Source organism: Chitinophaga sp. GbtcB8 (assembly GCF_019091455.1).
Classification (GTDB): domain Bacteria; phylum Bacteroidota; class Bacteroidia; order Chitinophagales; family Chitinophagaceae; genus Chitinophaga.
On sequence record NZ_JAGXJN010000025.1, the window covers coordinates 62,670 to 80,938 of the forward strand.

General features: G+C 48.0%; 24 protein-coding genes. 9 read left to right on the forward strand and 15 right to left on the reverse strand.

What is annotated here, in order from left to right; genetic code table 11:
- Nucleotides 1-364 precede the first annotated feature (364 nt).
- Both KVT36_RS20455 and KVT36_RS20460 read left to right on the forward strand, forming a co-directional pair.
- Nucleotides 365-2,341, forward strand: a complete 1,977-nt coding sequence (locus KVT36_RS20455) for a thiamine pyrophosphate-dependent enzyme (protein WP_217605310.1) — start codon at nucleotides 365-367, stop codon at nucleotides 2,339-2,341.
- A gap of 67 nt (nucleotides 2,342-2,408) precedes the next feature.
- Nucleotides 2,409-2,549, forward strand: a complete 141-nt coding sequence (locus KVT36_RS20460; protein WP_217605311.1) for a hypothetical protein — start codon at nucleotides 2,409-2,411, stop codon at nucleotides 2,547-2,549.
- Between the two features lie 63 nt (nucleotides 2,550-2,612).
- Here KVT36_RS20460 and KVT36_RS20465 read toward each other — a convergent pair whose 3' ends face one another.
- The 3 genes from KVT36_RS20465 to KVT36_RS20475 all read right to left on the reverse strand — a co-directional run bounded on the left by KVT36_RS20465 (nucleotide 2,613) and on the right by KVT36_RS20475 (nucleotide 4,454).
- The gene (locus KVT36_RS20465) at nucleotides 2,613-3,134 is read right to left on the reverse strand and encodes an O-acetyl-ADP-ribose deacetylase (RefSeq protein ID WP_217605312.1); all 522 of its coding nucleotides are present in this window, start codon (nucleotides 3,132-3,134) and stop codon (nucleotides 2,613-2,615) included.
- Between the two features lies 1 nt (nucleotide 3,135).
- Nucleotides 3,136-3,915, reverse strand: coding sequence for an NYN domain-containing protein (locus tag KVT36_RS20470; RefSeq protein ID WP_217605313.1), 780 nt, complete (start codon nucleotides 3,913-3,915; stop codon nucleotides 3,136-3,138).
- A 68-nt stretch (nucleotides 3,916-3,983) separates the two neighbouring features.
- Nucleotides 3,984-4,454: a Dps family protein gene (locus KVT36_RS20475; RefSeq protein ID WP_217605314.1), complete on the reverse strand. Its 471-nt coding sequence runs from the start codon at nucleotides 4,452-4,454 to the stop codon at nucleotides 3,984-3,986.
- Between the two features lie 179 nt (nucleotides 4,455-4,633).
- Here KVT36_RS20475 and KVT36_RS20480 point away from each other — a divergent pair, with 179 nt between their 5' ends.
- A complete protein-coding gene (locus KVT36_RS20480; protein ID WP_256449974.1) occupies nucleotides 4,634-5,842 on the forward strand; it encodes an MFS transporter in 1,209 nt (402 codons plus the stop codon).
- Nucleotides 5,843-5,993: 151 nt separating this feature from the next.
- Here the strand turns inward: KVT36_RS20480 and KVT36_RS20485 are convergent, their stop codons facing one another.
- The 3 genes from KVT36_RS20485 to KVT36_RS20495 all read right to left on the reverse strand — a co-directional run bounded on the left by KVT36_RS20485 (nucleotide 5,994) and on the right by KVT36_RS20495 (nucleotide 9,064).
- Nucleotides 5,994-7,070 carry an iron-containing alcohol dehydrogenase family protein gene (locus KVT36_RS20485; RefSeq protein WP_217605316.1) on the reverse strand — a complete coding sequence of 359 codons (1,077 nt, stop codon included), beginning with the start codon at nucleotides 7,068-7,070 and terminating at the stop codon, nucleotides 5,994-5,996.
- Nucleotides 7,071-7,140: 70 nt separating this feature from the next.
- A complete protein-coding gene (gene kdsB, locus KVT36_RS20490) occupies nucleotides 7,141-7,866 on the reverse strand; it encodes a 3-deoxy-manno-octulosonate cytidylyltransferase (protein WP_217605317.1) in 726 nt (241 codons plus the stop codon).
- Between the two features lie 7 nt (nucleotides 7,867-7,873).
- Complete coding sequence (locus KVT36_RS20495) at nucleotides 7,874-9,064, reverse strand: DegT/DnrJ/EryC1/StrS aminotransferase family protein (RefSeq protein WP_217605318.1); 1,191 nt, start codon at nucleotides 9,062-9,064, stop codon at nucleotides 7,874-7,876.
- A gap of 116 nt (nucleotides 9,065-9,180) precedes the next feature.
- Between KVT36_RS20495 and KVT36_RS20500 the strand changes: the two genes are divergently transcribed.
- Nucleotides 9,181-9,615: a DUF4440 domain-containing protein gene (locus KVT36_RS20500; protein WP_217605319.1), complete on the forward strand. Its 435-nt coding sequence runs from the start codon at nucleotides 9,181-9,183 to the stop codon at nucleotides 9,613-9,615.
- A gap of 147 nt (nucleotides 9,616-9,762) precedes the next feature.
- Here KVT36_RS20500 and KVT36_RS20505 read toward each other — a convergent pair whose 3' ends face one another.
- The gene (locus KVT36_RS20505; protein ID WP_089906998.1) at nucleotides 9,763-9,960 is read right to left on the reverse strand and encodes a hypothetical protein; all 198 of its coding nucleotides are present in this window, start codon (nucleotides 9,958-9,960) and stop codon (nucleotides 9,763-9,765) included.
- A gap of 289 nt (nucleotides 9,961-10,249) precedes the next feature.
- Here KVT36_RS20505 and KVT36_RS20510 point away from each other — a divergent pair, with 289 nt between their 5' ends.
- The 3 genes from KVT36_RS20510 to KVT36_RS20520 all read left to right on the forward strand — a co-directional run bounded on the left by KVT36_RS20510 (nucleotide 10,250) and on the right by KVT36_RS20520 (nucleotide 11,751).
- Nucleotides 10,250-10,459, forward strand: coding sequence for a hypothetical protein (locus tag KVT36_RS20510; protein ID WP_089906996.1), 210 nt, complete (start codon nucleotides 10,250-10,252; stop codon nucleotides 10,457-10,459).
- 38 nt (nucleotides 10,460-10,497) lie between these two features.
- On the forward strand, nucleotides 10,498-10,959 hold the full coding sequence (locus tag KVT36_RS20515; RefSeq protein WP_217605320.1) for a PA2169 family four-helix-bundle protein: 462 nt from the start codon (nucleotides 10,498-10,500) through the stop codon (nucleotides 10,957-10,959).
- 249 nt (nucleotides 10,960-11,208) lie between these two features.
- Nucleotides 11,209-11,751 (forward strand): CAP domain-containing protein, encoded by a 543-nt coding sequence (locus KVT36_RS20520; RefSeq protein ID WP_217605321.1) that lies wholly within the window; start codon nucleotides 11,209-11,211, stop codon nucleotides 11,749-11,751.
- A gap of 7 nt (nucleotides 11,752-11,758) precedes the next feature.
- Here KVT36_RS20520 and KVT36_RS20525 read toward each other — a convergent pair whose 3' ends face one another.
- Nucleotides 11,759-12,019, reverse strand: coding sequence for a hypothetical protein (locus KVT36_RS20525; protein WP_217605322.1), 261 nt, complete (start codon nucleotides 12,017-12,019; stop codon nucleotides 11,759-11,761).
- Between the two features lie 36 nt (nucleotides 12,020-12,055).
- Nucleotides 12,056-12,811 (reverse strand): glycoside hydrolase family 25 protein, encoded by a 756-nt coding sequence (locus KVT36_RS20530; RefSeq protein WP_217605323.1) that lies wholly within the window; start codon nucleotides 12,809-12,811, stop codon nucleotides 12,056-12,058.
- A 136-nt stretch (nucleotides 12,812-12,947) separates the two neighbouring features.
- Between KVT36_RS20530 and KVT36_RS20535 the strand changes: the two genes are divergently transcribed.
- Nucleotides 12,948-13,973 carry a radical SAM/SPASM domain-containing protein gene (locus KVT36_RS20535; RefSeq protein WP_217605324.1) on the forward strand — a complete coding sequence of 342 codons (1,026 nt, stop codon included), beginning with the start codon at nucleotides 12,948-12,950 and terminating at the stop codon, nucleotides 13,971-13,973.
- A gap of 14 nt (nucleotides 13,974-13,987) precedes the next feature.
- Here KVT36_RS20535 and KVT36_RS20540 read toward each other — a convergent pair whose 3' ends face one another.
- Genes KVT36_RS20540 through KVT36_RS20550 form a run of 3 tightly spaced genes read right to left on the reverse strand, consistent with a single transcriptional unit; the run spans nucleotide 13,988 to nucleotide 15,070 of the window.
- Entirely contained in the window at nucleotides 13,988-14,383 is a 396-nt protein-coding gene (locus KVT36_RS20540) for a hypothetical protein (RefSeq protein ID WP_217605325.1), read from the reverse strand.
- Nucleotides 14,384-14,437: 54 nt separating this feature from the next.
- Entirely contained in the window at nucleotides 14,438-14,857 is a 420-nt protein-coding gene (locus KVT36_RS20545; RefSeq protein WP_217605326.1) for a hypothetical protein, read from the reverse strand.
- An 18-nt stretch (nucleotides 14,858-14,875) separates the two neighbouring features.
- Complete coding sequence (locus KVT36_RS20550; RefSeq protein WP_089906981.1) at nucleotides 14,876-15,070, reverse strand: YtxH domain-containing protein; 195 nt, start codon at nucleotides 15,068-15,070, stop codon at nucleotides 14,876-14,878.
- A 234-nt stretch (nucleotides 15,071-15,304) separates the two neighbouring features.
- Between KVT36_RS20550 and KVT36_RS20555 the strand changes: the two genes are divergently transcribed.
- Nucleotides 15,305-16,363 carry an AI-2E family transporter gene (locus tag KVT36_RS20555; protein ID WP_217605327.1) on the forward strand — a complete coding sequence of 353 codons (1,059 nt, stop codon included), beginning with the start codon at nucleotides 15,305-15,307 and terminating at the stop codon, nucleotides 16,361-16,363.
- Between the two features lie 7 nt (nucleotides 16,364-16,370).
- On the opposite strand, the gene nadD is transcribed toward KVT36_RS20555, so the two are convergent.
- From nadD to paaC, 3 genes are read right to left on the reverse strand one after another with little or no spacing between them, the layout of a single operon-like run.
- Nucleotides 16,371-16,940: a nicotinate (nicotinamide) nucleotide adenylyltransferase gene (gene nadD, locus KVT36_RS20560; RefSeq protein WP_089906977.1), complete on the reverse strand. Its 570-nt coding sequence runs from the start codon at nucleotides 16,938-16,940 to the stop codon at nucleotides 16,371-16,373.
- A 54-nt stretch (nucleotides 16,941-16,994) separates the two neighbouring features.
- Complete coding sequence (paaD, locus tag KVT36_RS20565; RefSeq protein WP_217605328.1) at nucleotides 16,995-17,489, reverse strand: 1,2-phenylacetyl-CoA epoxidase subunit PaaD; 495 nt, start codon at nucleotides 17,487-17,489, stop codon at nucleotides 16,995-16,997.
- An 11-nt stretch (nucleotides 17,490-17,500) separates the two neighbouring features.
- On the reverse strand, nucleotides 17,501-18,268 hold the full coding sequence (paaC, locus tag KVT36_RS20570) for a 1,2-phenylacetyl-CoA epoxidase subunit PaaC (RefSeq protein ID WP_217605329.1): 768 nt from the start codon (nucleotides 18,266-18,268) through the stop codon (nucleotides 17,501-17,503).
- Nucleotide 18,269 lies beyond the last annotated feature (1 nt).

Sequence of the window (18,269 nt, forward strand, 5' to 3'; positions counted from 1 at the left end):
GAATTAGGAAGCGCGATTGGATAAGCAATCCGTGATTGGTAATTGATAATAAGAATTAAAAAGATGGTAGTTTGTAAGGCAAACCGTACCGGGCATTACTTCGACCACAGTTCATAATTTATGATCGTCAATCGATTTAGATACCTGTAATCATTAAACCCGCAATTAACATTCGCTTCGATCACAATTTGTAAATTGGCAATACGAATTAAGAAGTATAATCGTCAATACGGCAACCATTACTGACACTCAGTTTGTAATTGTTAGTACTAATAAACACGTACATTAACACACCCGCAATTGACAACCGCTTCAATCACATTCGTAATTAGTAATTGATAATTCGTAATTAAACCAGCCCGGCATGTACTTTAACAGGACATTGATCAGCGATGAGCAGTTGCTGGATTTTTACCACGCTATACTATACCCCAGATTGGTAGAGGAGAAAATGCTGCTCCTGCTGCGGCAGGGCAAGATCAGTAAATGGTTCTCCGGTATAGGCCAGGAAGCCAATGCCGTAGGCGCTACCCTGGCCCTGGCAGCGGATGAGTGGATCCTGCCCCTGCACCGCAACCTGGGCGTCTTTACTACCCGCAATATGCCGCTGCACAAACTCTTCCTGCAATGGCAGGGCAGCCGGCAGGGCTACAGCCAGGGACGGGAACGCAGCTTTCATTTTGGCAGCCGTGAGCACCATATCTGCAGTATGATCTCCCACCTGGGCCCACAGCTTTCTGTTGCAGATGGTATAGCCCTGGCCCATACCCTGGCCGGGCAGCAAAAAGTTACCCTGGTATTCACCGGCGAAGGCGGCACCAGCGAAGGTGAGTTTCATGAAGCGCTGAATGTAGCTGCCGTGTGGGACCTGCCGGTCATCTTCCTCATAGAAAACAACGGCTACGGTTTAAGCACCCCCGTTGCAGAGCAATACCGCTGCCAGCAGCTAACAGACAAGGCCATTGGTTACGGCATGCACAGCGTGCGTATGGATGGTAATAACCTGCTGGAAGTGTATAACACGGTAACAGAAGCCAAAGCCTATGCCCTGCGGGAGCAAAAACCGGTGCTCATAGAGGCGCTTACCTTCCGCATGCGCGGTCATGAGGAAGCCAGTGGTACCAAATATGTACCCCCTGCCCTGCTGGAAGAATGGGCGCAGAAAGATCCTATCCATCACTATGAAGCCTTTCTTCGTTTCATAGGCCTGCTGGATGATGAGAAGATCAGCGCTATTCACCAGCAACAGAAACAATATATTGATGCCGCGGTACACGACGCCTTAACAGATACCGTCCTTATAGCTGATACAGCACAGGAGCTGGCAGACATTTACGCTCCGGCTCCGGCTATTCACCACACATACGCCGCCGCCACCCGCGAGCTGCGCTTCATAGACGCTATTGCCGCTGGGTTAAAAACCGCCATGGAGCAGTTTCCCAACCTGGTGCTCATGGGGCAGGATATTGCCGAATATGGCGGCGCTTTCAAGATCACAGATGGCCTGCTGGCGCAGTTTGGCAAAACGCGCGTGCGCAATACCCCCCTGTGTGAAAGCGCCATCATTGGCGCTGGCCTGGGCCTTTCCATTATGGGCTATAAAAGCATGATAGAAATGCAGTTCGCTGATTTTGTGAGCTGCGGTTTTAACCAGATCGTAAATAACCTGGCTAAGATCCATTACCGCTGGGGGCAGCATGCCGATGTGGTTATCCGCCTGCCGGCCGGCGGCGGTGTGGGCGCAGGGCCCTTCCATTCCCAGAGTAATGAAGCCTGGTTTACCCATACACCCGGGTTAAAAGTGGTATACCCCTCTTCCCCGGCAGATGCCTATGGCTTGCTGCTGGCGGCCCTGGCAGATCCTAACCCGGTCTTATATTTTGAGCACAAAGCCCTGTACCGCAGCATTAGCGGCCCGGTGCCGGAAGGCTGGTTTCCCATAGAAATCGGTAAGGCCCACCTGGTGCAGGAAGGCACAGACATAAGCATTATCACCTACGGCAGCGGCGTGCACTGGGCGCTGGACTATGCACGGCAACATCCGGAGCTGTCCCTCCACATCCTGGACCTGCGCACATTGCTGCCGCTGGACTACGACGCCATCAGCCAGGCAGTAACCCAAACCGGTAAAGTATTAATACTGCATGAGGATACGCTTACCGGCGGCCTGGGGGGAGAGATCAGCGCCTGGATAGCGGAACACTGCTTTCAGCAGCTGGATGCGCCTATTATGCGCTGCGCCAGCCTGGATACCCCCGTACCTTTTGCCCTGGAGCTGGAAAAAAATTTTCTGGCAAAATCCCGGCTGGATCAATGTATTCAACAGCTGGCCGCATATTAAACAGCGGCTGCTATGGGATTTTTAAAGGGAATGCCCTAACTTGCAGGCACATTTAAATACTTTAATCATGTTACAGACATTCTTAACAGTACAAACCTCTGAGTTTTATAGAACCTTTGATAAAGTGGGTGGTACTATGATCTACGTTGTTATTGGCGTGTTTGCCCTGATGGTGCTGTATGCTACTATAAAGTATGTAAAGCGCTAATTGCTTACTTAGATAATATTAATCTTTTTATATACGGCCCCGGTATTCCCGGGGCTTTTTTTATTACTCCTCCTGCAGCGCTGCCTGAGCGTACTGCAAGTTCTCCCCGTCAAAACAAACCAGTATCACCTGCTCAATGTTATCCTCCTGTGCTAAAAAGTCCCGGATGGTTTTCACCGCAATCTTTGCCGCCTGTGCTTTGGGAAAATGATAAATGCCGGTGCTGATGTTTGGGAAAGCAATGGTCTTTACGCTATTGTCCACGGCCAGCTGCAGGGAGCTGCGGTAACAGCTGGCCAGCTTTTCTGCCTCCTTTTTATGACCGCCATTCCATACCGGGCCTACGGTATGTATCACGTACCTGGCCGGTAAGCGGCCGGCAGTGGTGATCACGGCTTCGCCGGTGGGGCAGCCTCCCTGCCGGGCTACTATCTTACGGCAATCCTCCAGTATGGCCGGGCCTCCGGCCCGGTGTATGGCCCCATCCACCCCGCCGCCGCCCATCAGGGAGGTATTGGCAGCATTCACAATGGCATCGGCTTCCACTTTGGTAATATCGCCCTGTATGGCAATGATCTTTGCCATATTATTTCACTTTTACGTATACCAGCTTACCCATTTTCTTACCGCTGTCGCGGATGTCTATCTCAAACCGGTCAATGCTTTTAATAAGCTGCACCAGCTTGTTAAAGCCATAGTTACGGGCATCAAAGTCCGGCTGTTTTTTCAACAGCAGGTTGCCCAGCTCTCCCAGGTAAGCCCAGCCATCTTCATCCGCAATATCATTAATGCTGGATGAAAGCAGCTTGATCACTTCCCGGCCAGCCTTGTTAATGGCTTTTGCCTTTGGTTTTGTTTTGCGCGTATTGCTTTTGGCTGCCGCGGTCTCCGTTTCGGTTTCGGTTTCTGCCTCGGCCTCCTGGTTTTGCCGTAATATTTCCAGGTAAATGAATTTATCACAGGCGGCCCGGAAGGCCGTTGGGGTTTTCATTTCGCCCAGGCCAAATACGCGCATACCGGCTTCCCGCAGGCGGGTGGCCAGCCGCGTAAAGTCGCTGTCGCTGCTTACCAGGCAAAACCCATCCACACGCCCGGTGTACAGGATGTCCATGGCATCAATGATCATGGCGGAATCCGTTGCATTTTTCCCTACCGTATAGCTGTATTGCTGTACAGGGTTAATGGCATTTTCCAGCAGTACGGTTTTCCAGCCCGTAAGGTGAGGTTTGGTCCAGTCGCCATAAATTCTTTTGAAGGTAGGATTGCCGTATTTGGCTATTTCCTCCAGCATGGCTTTTATGTTGGAATGGGGAATGTTGTCAGCGTCTATTAATACGGCAAGCCGCAGCTCTGTATTACTATCCATAAGCCTGGGGGTTTAGTTGCGTAATATTACAAAAGATCTGCGGCCTGCCGTTATTTTATAGTAGTGCATTATTTCAGGTAAGAGCGGATCATCCATGCGGTTTTTTCATGACTGGTCAGCAGGCCGGTCAGGAAATCGCTGGTGCCTTTGTCTTTGTATTTTTCGTCCAGCTCGTCTATTAAACGGCGCAGGTTACGGATAATGGTTTCATGATCGTCCAGCAGGTTGCCCAGCTGTACCTGCTGATCATTGGTGTACTCCTGTTCTACCAGGCTGGTAAGCTTCAGGAAGTCGCTCAGGCGGCCTTCTGCGTAATGGCCCAGGGCGCGTATGCGTTCTGCCATTTCATCGATCGCCTCTGCCAGCTCTTCATACTGGTTCTCGTAAAACTTATGCATCTCCATAAAGTTGGAACCTTCAATGTTCCAATGGTAGTTGCGGGTTTTGGTGTATAACACCATCAGGTCTGCCAGGCATTTATTTAACTCCAGGGCTATTGCCTGTAAGTTCTTTTCTGAAATGCCGATGTTTGCTTTCATCTCTTTGTGTTTTTCTGTTGTTGCTTTTGCGGTCATTGTTGTCATAGTTAATATTTTAGGTGGTTAAACAAGACGTGCCCTGAAAAATCCTACTAAAATAGTAGGCAGTGGTGTCGGTTACTTCGCTATTTTTGTGCCATACTTCCTAATTTTGTGGTATGGAACAGTCGTCGGGGAGAATGTACACTTTGCATTTCGTTCTACTTTGCCTCAGTAATGCAGTATTCTCCGCTAGTTACAATATGTTGATCCCTGAGCTGCCGGCCTATCTTACCAGTATGGGCGGCGCGGATTACAAAGGTTATATCCTGGCATTATTTACCTTAATGGCAGGTCTTTCCCGTCCTTTTAGCGGCAAATTGACAGATAAGATAGGCCGCGTTCCTGTAATGATCTTCGGCTCTGTTGTATGTGTAATTTGCAGCCTGTTATATCCGCTGATAAGTTCTGTAGGTGCGTTCCTGCTGTTACGTTTCTTTCATGGTTTCTCCACGGGTTTTAAACCTACCGGTACCTCCGCTTACATCTCCGACCTGGTGCCTAATAACCGGCGTGCAGAGGCAATGGGTATGGTAGGGCTGTTTAGCACCATTGGCCTGGCTTTAGGCCCTGCCATTGGCGGTTTTATTGCTGCCCGCTGGAATATTTATGTAATGTTCCAGGTGTCTGCCGTATTTGCGTTACTGTCTGTCGTAATACTGATCGGCGGTCTTAAAGAAACCCTGCCTAAAGCCAGCCGGCAACGTTTCAGCCCTTCACTGCTGAAAATATCCCGTAACGAAATATTTGAGCCGCTGGTGCTGGCGCCGGTGATCGTTACCTTTTTCTGTTTCCTAAGTTACGGTGCTTTACTCACAATTATTCCTGATTTTAGTCAATACCTGGGTATTCATAACAAAGGCTTGTTCTTTACCTTTTTTACCGGCGCATCTATCGGTATCCGTTTGCTGGCCGGTAAGGTATCGGATAAATACGGCCGCTTACCCGTGCTTAAAATATCTACGGCTACCATGGCCATAGCGCTGTTTATGCTGTCCATGGCCACCACGCCGTATTTGATGATGGTGGCGGCAATCATATACGGTGTTTCCGTAGGGTTAAACTCTCCCGCCGTTACTGCCTGGACGGTTGACCTGGGCGATCCCGCCTACCGAGGCCGCGCGCTGGCTACCATGTACATTGCCATGGAAGCCGGTATTGGTTTGGGCGCTTATTTATCTGCCTATATCTATCATAACAACGCGTCCTATTTTCCCCTGGCCTTTGGTATAATGGGCGTGGGCTGCCTGGTAGCGCTTGTGTACATGATGCTGATCTACGACAACCGCCGCCTGAAAGTTATGTGGAGACTGGTGCATATGAAAGCACCTTTCAGGAGATGGCTTTGAGAGCGGAAAGCATAAAGCAAACTACATTATCTGCTATAAAGTAAAACGCCTGACGAATGTTCGTCAGGCGTTTTGCTTATGTTATGTTTATCTTATCGCGTACAACAATCCTCCACTTTGCTTTCTGCTTTATGCTTTGCGCTTTATGCTCTTACAATCGCGCATACAAAGCCCTTAGCCTTTCCCTCGTCATCTGCTGCTGCCAATCCTTACCCAGCGCATTTTCCCACAAAGGCGCCAGGCCTAAGGATACATCTATCATCTTATCCACATCAGCAGCGCTCATGCCTTTGGTAATGTTTTGAGGAATAGTTACGTTATGGCGCTGCACCATCTCCTTAAACTCTTTTACCCCCTGCGGGTAAAACTCTTCCAGCTTATCAAACACAATACAGTTACCAACACCATGGTGGGTACCCAGCACGTAGCTAAGGCCGTAGCTTACCGCATGCGCCACACCTACCTGTGAGTAGGCAATGCTCATACCGCCGGCATAAGAGGCCATCATCAGCTTTTCATCTGCATCATCATCCCAGTGTGGTTTTTTCAGGAATATTTCCCGGCACAGCTCCAGCGCCTTTTCGCCATAGGAGCGGCTAAAGGCGTTCAGGTAAGTACCTTCCAGTGATTCTACGCAATGTATATAACAATCCATAGCAGTATAGAACCGCTGGTTAATGGGTGCATCTTTTATTAGCTCGGGGTCCAGTACAATCTGGTCAAATGGCGTATAGTCAGAGTTCATGCCCAGCTTGCGGGTAGGGCCGGTGAGCACCGTAGTACGGCTTACTTCTGCACCGGTGCCGGAAAGCGTGGGTATGCCGGCTTTGTACACACCGGGCTGTTTTACCAGGTCCCAACCCTGGTAGTCGGCAGAGGAGCCGGGGTTGGTCATCATCAGGCTTACTGCTTTGGCCATGTCCATGGTGGAGCCGCCGCCAATACCAATAATACCGGATACCTGCCCGAATGCTGCTTTCAGCTCATCGCGCAGCTGGTCCACATACTTCGTCTTAGGCTCATGCGTTACATCTATGAATACTATCTTATCCTTGCCCTGCAAAGGTATACGGCCGGTAAACGCCGGTTTATCCTTAAAGAACTGATCCACGAAAAAGATCATAGGAGCATCACCCTTGCGCTGCGGCGCCAGTATTTCATCTAACTGGTTAAACGCACCCCGGCCGAATATTACATAACCTACCAGCTTAAAATTTCTGAATTTCATACCTTACTTATTATTACGTACAAACCCCAACTCCACCAATCACTATTAATTATTCATTCTTCATTATTAATTACAACAGCTTCGCCGCTTTCTCCAGGTCCTCCGGTGTATCTATTTCCACACCCATATACTCCGTTACCACCATTTTCATGGGAATACCGTTTTCCAGGTAGCGCAGGCATTCTATTTTTTCTGCTGCTTCCAGCGGGCTTACCGGCAGCTGGGTAAATTCCAGCAGGGTTTGTTTACGGAAAGCGTAAATGCCAATATGCTCGTAATAAATGCTTTTCACCTGTTTATCGCGCGGGTAGGGTATTACAGAGCGGGAAAAGAACAGTGCATTGAATTGCTTGTCCACCGCCACTTTCACATAGTTAGGATCTTCAATGGAGCTCCAGTCTTTCAGCTCCTGCATCAGGGATGCTACCTGTACCTGTTTGCCGGCTTCACCTTCAAAAACCTTTAATAGTTTTTCCAGCGGCGCCTTTTGGGTAAAGGGTTCATCGCCCTGTACATTCACTACAATATCCACGTCCATGCCGGTTACGGCTTCGGCTATACGGTCTGTACCGCATTCATGCTCTTTTTTACTCATTACAGCTTTGCCGCCATTGCCGGTAATTTCCCGGTATATCACATCGCTGTCCGTTACCACCATTACCTCGTCAAACACACCGGTATTCACGGTAGATTCATAGGTGCGCAGTATTACAGACTTCTCTCCCAGCTTTGCCATTAGCTTACCGGGAAAACGGGTGGCCCCGTAACGCGCAGGTATTAAAGCAATACTTTTCATAGTTGAATTATAATGCGCTCCTTACAGCTTTCACCAGCTTATCTGCTCTTTCTTTTATTTCGCTTTCGCTCCAGCCCAGGTTAATGGGGGTGCAGATGCAGCGGCTGATAATAGCGTCAGATACCGGGAACTGTTTGATCTTATATAATTCCAGCGCCTGTTGCAGGCCCGGTGCAAAGTGATTTAAGGTAGCGCTTTGCTTAAAATGTTCCCAGTTGCGGATGTAGTGCCAGTTATTATCAAACCAGTAAAAAGCAGCCAGGCCAGCGGCTTTCATGGCAGCGGCAGCAGCGCGGGCCTGGTTTTCTTCCGGCAGGAAAAAGCCCAGGAAAGTAGCGCTGTCACCCGCTTCATCCGGCAGGCGGCGGAAGCTTACCTCCGGTATGCTTGCCAAAGCGTCTTTAAATATTTTCTTGGTGCTGCGTTGTATGGCCAGGAATTTATCCAGCTTGCGCACCTGCGCCAGCCCTACGGCTGCATGCAGCTCGGAGATACGGAAGTTCTGCCCCATATACGGATGCAGGTCTGCTCCGCGGTCCGCACCCAGGTGGTCATGCCCATGGTCGGAGTAGGCATCGCATTTCAGGTACAGATCTTTATCATTGGTTACCACGGCGCCGCCTTCGGCACAGGTAACGGTTTTTACAAAGTCGAAAGAAAAAATGCCGGCATGCCCTATAGATCCCAGGGCTTTGCCTTTATAGCTGGCGCCAAAGCTTTGGGCGGCATCTTCCAGCAGTATCAGGTTATTCTTTTCGCAAATGGCTTTGAGCGCATCCAGGTCGGCCATGGCGCCGCACATGTGCACGGGCATAATTACTTTGGTGCGCGGTGTAATGGCGGCTTCTACTGCACGGGGATCCAGGGTAAGGGTATCATCCACATCCACCAGCACCGGGGTAGCCCCTACAGAAAAGATACTTTCAAAGCTGGCTACAAAGGTGAAAGTAGGCATAATCACCTCATCACCGGCGCCTACTCCCAATGCTGCCAGCGCAGTAGTAAGGGCAGTGGTACCGCTGGAGGTAAGCTGCGTATAAGGTACATTCAGCTTGCTGCTGATTGCCTGTTCCAGTTCTTTCGCTTTCCAGATGCCTTTACGGGGACCATCAAACCCGTAACGCATAAAAATGCCGGTTTCCAAAACATCGTTTACCTCTTTCCTCTCCTCGGCGCCAAATAATTCAAATCCTGGCATAAGCTATTGATTTTAACGTGTTGATAAAGCTATTTTTGTTGATCGTGCTTGCAAAGGTAGCATAATCATACTTGCCTCCTAGCTAAAAACTGTTTATCTTTTATTAAAAATTCAACATGCGTTTCCTCCTGTATGCTACCCTTTTGACGGTGTGGGCCCTGCTGCCTTGCTCTCCTATTAACGCTCAAACACCGGAAGCCGCTATCCGGCAGCTGATGCAGCAGCAAACCGATGCCTGGAACAAGGGCAACATCCCGGTTTTTATGCAAACCTACTGGCAGTCAGATTCTTTGCTGTTCATTGGCAAAAATGGCATTACCAAAGGCTGGCAGGCTACCCTGGACCGTTATAAAAAATCGTACCCCGATACGGCCGCAATGGGCCAGCTGCACTTTAATTTACTGGAATTTAAACAATTAACGCCGGAGCTTTACTTCCTGGTAGGTCAGTGGCACCTGCAACGCAGTGTAAGTAACCTACAGGGGCATTTTACTCTGCTGATCCGGAAAATGAATGGCGCCTGGAAGATCATTGCAGATCATAGTAGTTAAGAACTTCCCTAAAAAAGAAAACCATCCCAGGAATGGGACGGCCTGCTATACACCACAACATTAAAGAAGAACTATGACTAAACACTGTTCCCTAAATAGTTAAAAATGTTGACGGGAGTTTCCAATTTTATTGATCGATATGGTGAGTCAAGTGTTATCTTTTCTTCTCTCCTCACTATCTCTCACCGCCTTATTCTCTTTAGTAGGTTTTTCCGACAATTCTGCCCGCAGCGGATTAGTGCGCGTATCAGCCTTGCTGGTTTTTAATATCTCTGCCGGCTTTTTAGAATGGTCTACTTTCGTATCCGTATTCTTTTTGTCCGATGTGTTTTTCTGTTGCGACATAGGCTCTACTGTTTTATGTCAGGTAAAGGAGTAAGTAACAAAGTTTATTCCATTCATGTAACCCCGCAGCCACAGGCACTTATAACCCTTAATATGATGAATGGATTCCACAACCTGTGCGGCAGCGTTCCCCAAGTAGTGGGTTCAAAATCGTTGGCCGTATGCTGTCACTCGATTGCAGTAGCCACTTTTGCCCTTGATAACCAGCTCTTAATGAGCAGGCACAGAAATTGAAAAGTCTTTTTTCTCATTCCCCTATTTATTTTTTAAAAATTTAAAGCTGTTGTTTATGAAGATCCAGTTGCACAACTGGTGGGAGCTGAAGAAGAGATTGCAAAAACGTTACTCCCACCTTTCAGAAGAAGACCTCACTTATGAGTATGGCAAAGAACAGGAACTGATTGTACGCCTGCAGAAAAAAACCGGCACCTCGCATGACGATATGGTGCGCATCATCAAAAGTTTTCAGGTAGCATATTTGCAGCATGAGCTATTGTAGATCGTGACAACATTTATGCACCTTTTAAAATGTGAGTTATGATAATGTACACAGATCTTGTTAGTACGCTGAACGACCTTGTACGGGTGAACAACGACCGATCGGCAGGTTATGCTACAGCGGCAGGGCAAACAGATGAACCGGGATTACAGCACATTTTTCAATCCATGGCCGACCAAAGCCGGGAATACGCTTTTGAGCTGAACCGGCTGCTGAAGGGCATGGGCGGTGAAGAAGAAGCGGACACCAGCCTGGGTGGCGATCTATACCGCACCTGGATGGATCTGAAGGCCGACTTCACTGCAAATAGTGATACCAGTATCCTGGCCTCCTGTGAATATGGGGAGGATGTTACGTTGCGGGTGTATAACATGGCGCTGACCAATGAAATTGAGATACCGCAGCATGTGCTGGATGTGATCACCCGCCAGTATGGCGAATTAAAACTGTCGCACGACAGGATTAAAAAACACCGTGATCTTAATAAAGCAATTAAATAATTTTAGCATCTGAGTTAACCCTTTGACAGCCAGTTGCTCCCGGTCCCAAGGGAACAACTGGTTTTGTTTTTTATATATGCCGTGCAAATAAATCTGTTTTCGTCCATTTTAGTTTCAAATCAGCCACTTATCTTTGATACCCAAGAGTCTGTTTTAACCCTTTCCTCTGAACAAAACCGGTATTTAATTTTAACCCAATTCTATCTCAAACCGGTAACTGATTATTCCTAACTTTTTTAACTGGTAATAATGACCGGCTTTTTACGATTTATAGCCCCCGTATTTGTTGCGCTATTATTTATTGATTGCGGAAAAGAAAATAATGTGAACCCGCCCGTTACTTCCATTACACCGGATAGCTCTGCACCGGTAACCGACAGCTTCCCGGAAAATGTGGTGAACAGAACCGCTTTACTACGCCTGGTAAATGGCCTGCGCAGCCGTGGCTGTAATTGCGGTACCGATAAAATGCCGCCCGTGCCCGCCCTTACCTGGAACATAACACTGGAAAAAGCGGCCTGGCTGCATAGCAAGGATATGTACACACAAAATTACTTTGACCATAACTCGCCGAATGGCACCAATCCCGGCCAGCGCCTGGATGCAGCCGGCTATCCCTGGTTATACTATGGTGAAAATATTGCCAAAGGCCGGATGGATGAACAGGCTGTGGTACTGGGCTGGCTTAACAGTCCTAAACATTGCCATAATATGATGGACGCAAACTTTAAGGAGCTGGCCGTAGGTAAGTTTGATATTTACTGGACTATGGAGCTGGGGAACAGGAAATAGCTGCGGGCTAAACGTTTATTTTTTTCCGCCACCACTTCCACACCATATACAAATAAGCGCCTAGTGTGATCACGGCAAAGGCATAAAAAAATATCATGCGGCCCGGTGTGGATTCCTCCGGTACGGCAAAACCCAGGAACAGCCCCAGGAAAACATTTATCATCATCCAGAAAAAACCCAGGAACAAGGTGCGTGTGATCTTTATAAAATACAGCACTATCTCCGACTTAAAGGGATCTCTCTGTTCTTCTGGTCCGGTGGGTTCCATTGGTGCAGGTATTTAGGTGAGCTATTGAACCACTTATCAGGGCAGGCACATTTTCATTAACGCCGCACTATCGCCCCGGAATACATTAAAGTCTACAATTGTTTTTATTCCATTTACCCTGCCAATATCGCTGTGCTGCCAGAACACCCATTCCCGGTCTACCCGGGGCCGTTCTTTCTGGTAGTAGTGCGCTATCCACAGCGGGTAATCATTAAATTCATCGCCCAGGTAGGTATTGTAGAATTTCAGGTTCGTATAAATTATGGGCTTTATGCCATATGCCTTTTCCAGCTCCTCCAGCCATATTTTAGCGGTGCTGCGTATCACGGCCGGCGGCTGGTTATTATGCGTTTCAATATCCAGTACCGGCGGCAGGTCGCCGGAAGTAAGCTGCACCACGTTCTTAAAGTTCACCGCCTGTTTCAGCGGATCGCGGGTAGAATAAAAAAAATGGTAGGCGCCCCTTACCAGGCCGGCCTCCCCGGCCTTTTGCCAGTTGCGCTTAAATGCAGCATCCTGGCGGGTAATACCTTCTGTTGCTTTGATAAACGCAAAGGATATACGTATTTTATCAACCTGCATCTGCTGCACGGCATCCCAGTTGATCTCTTTCTGGAATTTGGAAACATCTATGCCATGTATGGCATAATTCACCGGCATATCTATCCCAAACTCCTCGTAACGTACAAAGTTCAGCGCTTCCTGCCGCTGCCACCACCACCATGCTGCCACGGCAATGGCTGCTGTTATTACGCAAACTATTAATAAACGTCCCGCTTTGTTGATCCGCATGTAGCCTTTTTACAAATAATAAGTGGTTAGCAACAAGCCCCCTGAGAACTTATTATGCAGCTACAAGTATAGCGCAATATTTTATTACTGTTACATGTATAGTTGTGTTATTTTTACATACAAAGTACCCGGATCTATGCCTGAATTTAATCTGAATGATTCCTTAAACCTGGTTTCCAAGTTCACCCTTCGCCGGGCATGGAACGCAGGTAAGGTGCTGAGCAGCTTCTTCGTGAGTAAGTGGACCGGCAAGCCCGTACAGTGGGGATACCCCGTATCCATCTCTTTTGAGCCTACCCCTTCCTGTAACCTGCGCTGCCCGGAATGCCCCAGCGGCCTGCGGGCCTTTACCCGGCCTACCGGCATGCTGCAGCAGGACTTTTTCAGGAAAACTATCGACGAAATTTCCAAAGACCTCTTATACCTCATCTTTTATTTCCAGGGAGAGCCTTACCTGAATCCCGGTTTCCTGGATATGGTAAAGTATGCAGGCGATAAAGGTTTATACACCGCCACTTCTACCAATGCGCATTACCTTACAGAGGCCAATGCCAAAAAAACAGTGGAAAGCGGGTTGGACAGGCTTATTATTTCTATAGACGGTACTACCCAGGACGTATACACGCAATACCGGGTAGGCGGCCAGCTTGATAAAGTGATCCAGGGCGCCAGGAACATTGTAAAATGGAAAAAAGAGCTTAATTCCAAAAAGCCCTTCGTATTCTTCCAGTTCCTGGTAGTAAAACCCAATGAGCACCAGATAGAGGATATTAAACAGCTGGCAAAGGAGATAGGGGTTGATGAGGTGCGTTTTAAAACGGCCCAGGTATATGATTATGAAGAAGGTAACCGCCTGATACCTACTATTGATAAATACAGCCGCTACCGCCGTAAGGAAGATGGTACCTATGCCATCAAGAACAAGCTGGGTAACCAGTGCTGGCGCTTATGGCACTCCCCCGTTATTACCTGGGACGGGCTGGTAGCTCCCTGCTGTTTTGATAAAGATGCGCAGCACAAGCTGGGCGATCTGAAACAGCAGTCCTTCCGGGAGCTGTGGTTCAATGAACAATATGTGCGGTTCCGTACCCAGATCATGGAAGGTCGTAAGAATATTGATATTTGTGCTAACTGCAGTGAAGGCACTAAGGTTTGGGGCTAAGCGCACGCCGGAGCTTATTCATCATCATGCTCCGTTTCCCGCTCGCGGGCAGTGGCTTTTTTCCTGGATCTTTTCTTTCTCCTGTTTTGCTGGTACTTGCTGAACAGGTTTATACCTAAGCGCACGCCAATAAATTCTACAGCCGTCATAATGGCACTGGTAGCAAAGTTCTTGAACTTGCCGCTACCCATAGCTATACCGGCTAACCGCGCAGCCATACTTATAAAGCCTGTATGTTTGCCCACTCCCGGTATTACGGAGTTAATGGCCATTGTTTTGTAGTTCTCCTTAAAAAAATCAGCCCGTTCACCCAGATCCAGCTCCAGTTTGCGGGTACGTTTTTTAAGACGGGAAATCTCTCTCTCCAGGTGATCTGCGTTCGTGATTTTTGCGATTTTTGCCTTAGGCATGTGTAAACGCGTTTATTGATTTTAACGGGGATTCCTTTTTTGGCTGGTGTGGATTTACGCTACAGGTTCCTCTTCCTCAGATTCAAATTCAGCAGGTTCTTTTTCAGATTGCCGGTCATCATCCACCATCTCATTTACCAGTTCGGCAATCAGCATATTAGACAGGGGGCGCTGTATCAGGGCTTTACGGAAAACCAGTAATATAATCAGCAGCACTACAAATAAACCCGCCGCACAGGAAAAACCGATCGTATAACTACCGGCTAGCTCGCCAATCCAGAAACCTACTACCATTCCCAGGAACACCACCACAAAAAAGAACAGCAGGAAAGCCATAGTCAGGGAAAAAAATAACCCTAATGCTTTCGATAGCTTTCCTGCTGCCTGGAGCTTAATGAGGTCCAAACGGGTTTCCAAATAGTCTTTGGCAACCTTGCCTGTTTGGTTAAAATAATTGCTAAAGTTATCTTCCATGCAAATTAGTTTAGGGGATTATGCCAGCTCATTTTCTATGGCATCCTCAAATTGCTCCCTTTTTTTCTTAAAGCGGTCTTTCAGCTTATCTGTCTGATATTTCAGCTTATCCACCAACTCATCTTTTTTATCAGAGTTCAGGAAGTAACCAACAGCTACGCCTACAGCGGCGCCAACAATGAAAGATACAACGGCTTTTGAACTGTTACTCATAGTGATTATTTTTTTGATGAAACATTGAGTTTTAAACTTGGGTAAAGAACGGGATACAAACATTATTCCAACATTTTAGCACTGCCACAAACCGGGCGTTAAGTATCATTTAAATGTTAATGGTTTTTGTATTTATATAATTGCACATACAAAGTATGAACAAAACACGGGTTAAATGGTTCAATCTTTGAATGGCATCTCTTGTCCATTCATTCAACTATTGTATCTTTTACTATGAGCTATATTGACAATGACCGCCTCAAACAGATCTTTTTCCTGCTGATCATTATTTTATGGGGCGTGCTCCTGTTTTCCGAACTGTATGGGTTATTCCCCGGTTTGCTGGGCGCCTTATCCATGTATATACTATGCCGCCGCTGGATGCGGCATTTGGTAGAAACGCGCAAGTGGCGTAAAAGCCTGGCCGCCACCACGCTCATGTTCCTTTCATTTATTATTATACTGCTGCCCATTGGTTTGATGATCAATATGCTTACCGATAAAATAAGCTATGCCATCAACCATTCATCTGAGCTTATACAGGGTATTAAGGTGATAGATGGCCGGCTGCAGCAAAGCATGGGCTTTAGCCTGCTAACACCGGAGCGCCTGCAAAAGGTGCAGGAAGCGGTAACCGGCCTGCTCCCCATGTTATTAGGCGCTACCTTTAACACCGTAACCGCCATTGCCATCCTGTACTTTGTATTGTATTTTATGCTGGTATACTCCAGGGAAATGGAGGAAGGGCTGTATGAATATATTCCCCTGAAAGATGAAAATGTGATACGCCTGGGGAAAGAGCTGCACACCATGATCTTTGCAAATGCAGTTGGCATTCCCTTAATAGCTGTTATACAAGGGGTGGTAGCGCTGCTGGGCTACTTTATTTTTGGCGTGCCGCAGCCCGTTTTCTGGTTTGCAGTAACCTGCTTTTGCGCCATGTTGCCCATTATAGGAGCCGCCGCCGTATATGTGCCCATGGGCATATACCTGATTGCAGCAGGGCATACCTGGCAGGGCATTGCAATACTCATCTACGGGTTTGTAGTAGTGGGTGCCTCAGATAATATATTCCGTATGATGCTGGCTAAAAGAATAGGAGATGTGCACCCGCTGATAACGGTTTTTGGGGTGATCGTTGGCGTAAACCTGTTCGGATTCATTGGGCTGATCTTTGGGCCGCTGCTGATCTCTATGTTTATACTATTGCTGAAGATCTATTCTAATGAGTACCTGGTAAAAAAGCGCGAGGTAAAGGTGATAAAAACAGGTGCTGCCAAGGTAAAGCCTTAGCCGGCTGCTATTTGTAATAATTATTCTCCGCTATGTACGCTACCACATTATCCGGCACCAGGTAACGGATGGATTTTCCCTGCTGTATCCATTGCCGGATGTGGGTAGATGATATGTCCAGCATAGGCGCTTCCAGCACCTGCACATTAGCGCCAAAGGTTTCAGTTACTTCATGTCCCGGGCGTTTATAAACGTAAATGGGGTAATGCTTTATCAGCTGCTCATAATTCTTCCAGCGGCGAATGTTCTGAAAACTATCGCTGCCCATGATCACGGTAAATTCCTGCGTAGGGAATTTTTCTGCCAGGTAGGTAAGCGTATCAATGGTATAGGAAGGGCGTGGTAAGGAAAACTCTATGTTGCTGGCGCGCAAGCGGGGCTCGCCCTGTACCGCCAGCTCTGCCAGGTGAAAGCGGTGATGCTCATTCAATAAGGAAGAGGAAGGTTTTAACGGGTTCTGCGGGGATACTACCAGCCAAACTTTATCCAGATCTGTGTTATAGGCTATATAGTTAGCAATAATAAGGTGCCCGGTATGTATAGGATTAAAGGACCCGAAATACAAGCCAATCTTCATGCGCAGCTTTTATTTGGGCTGTAATATATAAATTCCCACCCACATGTGCTGCATTTACTCCACGGGTTTAAACTGCTCAAACACCATCCCGCAATCTTTACAGTAATGAATGGCGCGGCAAAGCGTGGAGCCAAAGGGGGAGCGCAGGTACGTGTTTTCACTATGGCAATGGGGGCAGGGTGTATTCAGCATAATTTCCGCACGCAGCTCACCCTCATGCACCTGCGGGGCGGCTATTCCAAAATGCTGCAGCTTTTCTTTAGCAGTGTCGGTAAGGCGGTTGCTTTGCCAGTGCACTTCCTTATCTACCGTTACCTGCACGGGCAGGCCGGTTAATTTATTTACAGTGGCCCGTATATTTTGCTGAATGTAGCTTACCGCAGGGCAGGCCGCAAACGTAGGGATCATTTTTATATGGGCTGTACCCTCATACAGCGTTACCCCGGTGATCATGCCCAGCTCCAGTACGTTCAATACCGGTATCTCCGGGTCCATTACCTGTTCCAGGGCAGTGTATATATCAGCGATGGTGGTGGTTGCGGTTGTCATATGTTTTGATTTTACCAGCCGGCCGTTGGGTCCAGCCTGAATACTTCTCCCATTTCCTGTAACAGCGCCTGCAAATGTGGGGTATGGTTTCCATAGCGCCCGCCATATTGTGGTGGTATGGCAGCGGGGTCCGGCAAGTTCAGGGAAGCATTTACCAGCAGGGGATAAATAGTGTTCAGCCATTTATCATACAGCGTCTGCTCACCGGGATAAATACCGGCATCTGCCAATAAGGCATCCTGCGGGCCGGGTTCAAAAATGCCGGCAGCCAGCGGAAAACAGCGGTCCAAAGCAGCCTGCATACGCTGCTGGCTTTCTTCTCCTCCCCTGCACAGCTGTAATACCCAGGCATCTGCATGCAGGGTATGATATTTTAATTCCCCTTTTACTTTTTTGCTCAGCTGCTGCAATGGTTCAAAGCTGCATTGCTGCAGGCTTTCATAGCGCACTGCCTCCGCATGGTCAAACAGGAAATGCCGCATCAGGCTAAAATCGTAGCTGCTAATAGGCAGCTCTGCCAGGTGGCAGCAGGTAAAATCCTTTGCAGCGCGTATAAAGGCAAACTGGTCAGGGTCTTCCCCACCCAGGTGTTCCTGCAGTATGCGGTATAAAGCCCAGGCATGGCCTATTTTATCCTGCGCCATGGAGGAAAAGGCAATGTCTTCTTCCATAATTGGTCCCAGCCCTGTCCATTCAGAGTTGCGGTGGCCTAAGATCAGCGCATCATCCGCCATACTGGTAATAAGTGTGGTAATAGCTTTTTGCAAGGCTGCATTCATA

Coding starts and splice junctions, on each gene's coding strand:
- KVT36_RS20540 (WP_217605325.1), bottom strand. CDS start 14,383: ATGCCTAAGGCAAAAATCGCAAAAATCACGAACGCAGATCACCTGGAG.
- KVT36_RS20530 (WP_217605323.1), bottom strand. CDS start 12,811: ATGCGGATCAACAAAGCGGGACGTTTATTAATAGTTTGCGTAATAACA.
- KVT36_RS20520 (WP_217605321.1), top strand. CDS start 11,209: ATGACCGGCTTTTTACGATTTATAGCCCCCGTATTTGTTGCGCTATTA.
- nadD (WP_089906977.1), bottom strand. CDS start 16,940: ATGAAGATTGGCTTGTATTTCGGGTCCTTTAATCCTATACATACCGGG.
- KVT36_RS20485 (WP_217605316.1), bottom strand. CDS start 7,070: ATGAAATTCAGAAATTTTAAGCTGGTAGGTTATGTAATATTCGGCCGG.
- KVT36_RS20470 (WP_217605313.1), bottom strand. CDS start 3,915: ATGGATAGTAATACAGAGCTGCGGCTTGCCGTATTAATAGACGCTGAC.
- paaC (WP_217605329.1), bottom strand. CDS start 18,268: ATGAATGCAGCCTTGCAAAAAGCTATTACCACACTTATTACCAGTATG.
- paaD (WP_217605328.1), bottom strand. CDS start 17,489: ATGACAACCGCAACCACCACCATCGCTGATATATACACTGCCCTGGAA.
- KVT36_RS20555 (WP_217605327.1), top strand. CDS start 15,305: ATGAGCTATATTGACAATGACCGCCTCAAACAGATCTTTTTCCTGCTG.
- KVT36_RS20525 (WP_217605322.1), bottom strand. CDS start 12,019: ATGGAACCCACCGGACCAGAAGAACAGAGAGATCCCTTTAAGTCGGAG.
- KVT36_RS20510 (WP_089906996.1), top strand. CDS start 10,250: ATGAAGATCCAGTTGCACAACTGGTGGGAGCTGAAGAAGAGATTGCAA.
- KVT36_RS20460 (WP_217605311.1), top strand. CDS start 2,409: ATGTTACAGACATTCTTAACAGTACAAACCTCTGAGTTTTATAGAACC.
- KVT36_RS20550 (WP_089906981.1), bottom strand. CDS start 15,070: ATGAGTAACAGTTCAAAAGCCGTTGTATCTTTCATTGTTGGCGCCGCT.
- KVT36_RS20495 (WP_217605318.1), bottom strand. CDS start 9,064: ATGCCAGGATTTGAATTATTTGGCGCCGAGGAGAGGAAAGAGGTAAAC.
- KVT36_RS20465 (WP_217605312.1), bottom strand. CDS start 3,134: ATGGCAAAGATCATTGCCATACAGGGCGATATTACCAAAGTGGAAGCC.
- KVT36_RS20545 (WP_217605326.1), bottom strand. CDS start 14,857: ATGGAAGATAACTTTAGCAATTATTTTAACCAAACAGGCAAGGTTGCC.
- KVT36_RS20505 (WP_089906998.1), bottom strand. CDS start 9,960: ATGTCGCAACAGAAAAACACATCGGACAAAAAGAATACGGATACGAAA.
- KVT36_RS20480 (WP_256449974.1), top strand. CDS start 4,634: ATGTACACTTTGCATTTCGTTCTACTTTGCCTCAGTAATGCAGTATTC.
- KVT36_RS20475 (WP_217605314.1), bottom strand. CDS start 4,454: ATGAAAGCAAACATCGGCATTTCAGAAAAGAACTTACAGGCAATAGCC.
- KVT36_RS20535 (WP_217605324.1), top strand. CDS start 12,948: ATGCCTGAATTTAATCTGAATGATTCCTTAAACCTGGTTTCCAAGTTC.
- KVT36_RS20455 (WP_217605310.1), top strand. CDS start 365: ATGTACTTTAACAGGACATTGATCAGCGATGAGCAGTTGCTGGATTTT.
- KVT36_RS20500 (WP_217605319.1), top strand. CDS start 9,181: ATGCGTTTCCTCCTGTATGCTACCCTTTTGACGGTGTGGGCCCTGCTG.
- kdsB (WP_217605317.1), bottom strand. CDS start 7,866: ATGAAAAGTATTGCTTTAATACCTGCGCGTTACGGGGCCACCCGTTTT.
- KVT36_RS20515 (WP_217605320.1), top strand. CDS start 10,498: ATGATAATGTACACAGATCTTGTTAGTACGCTGAACGACCTTGTACGG.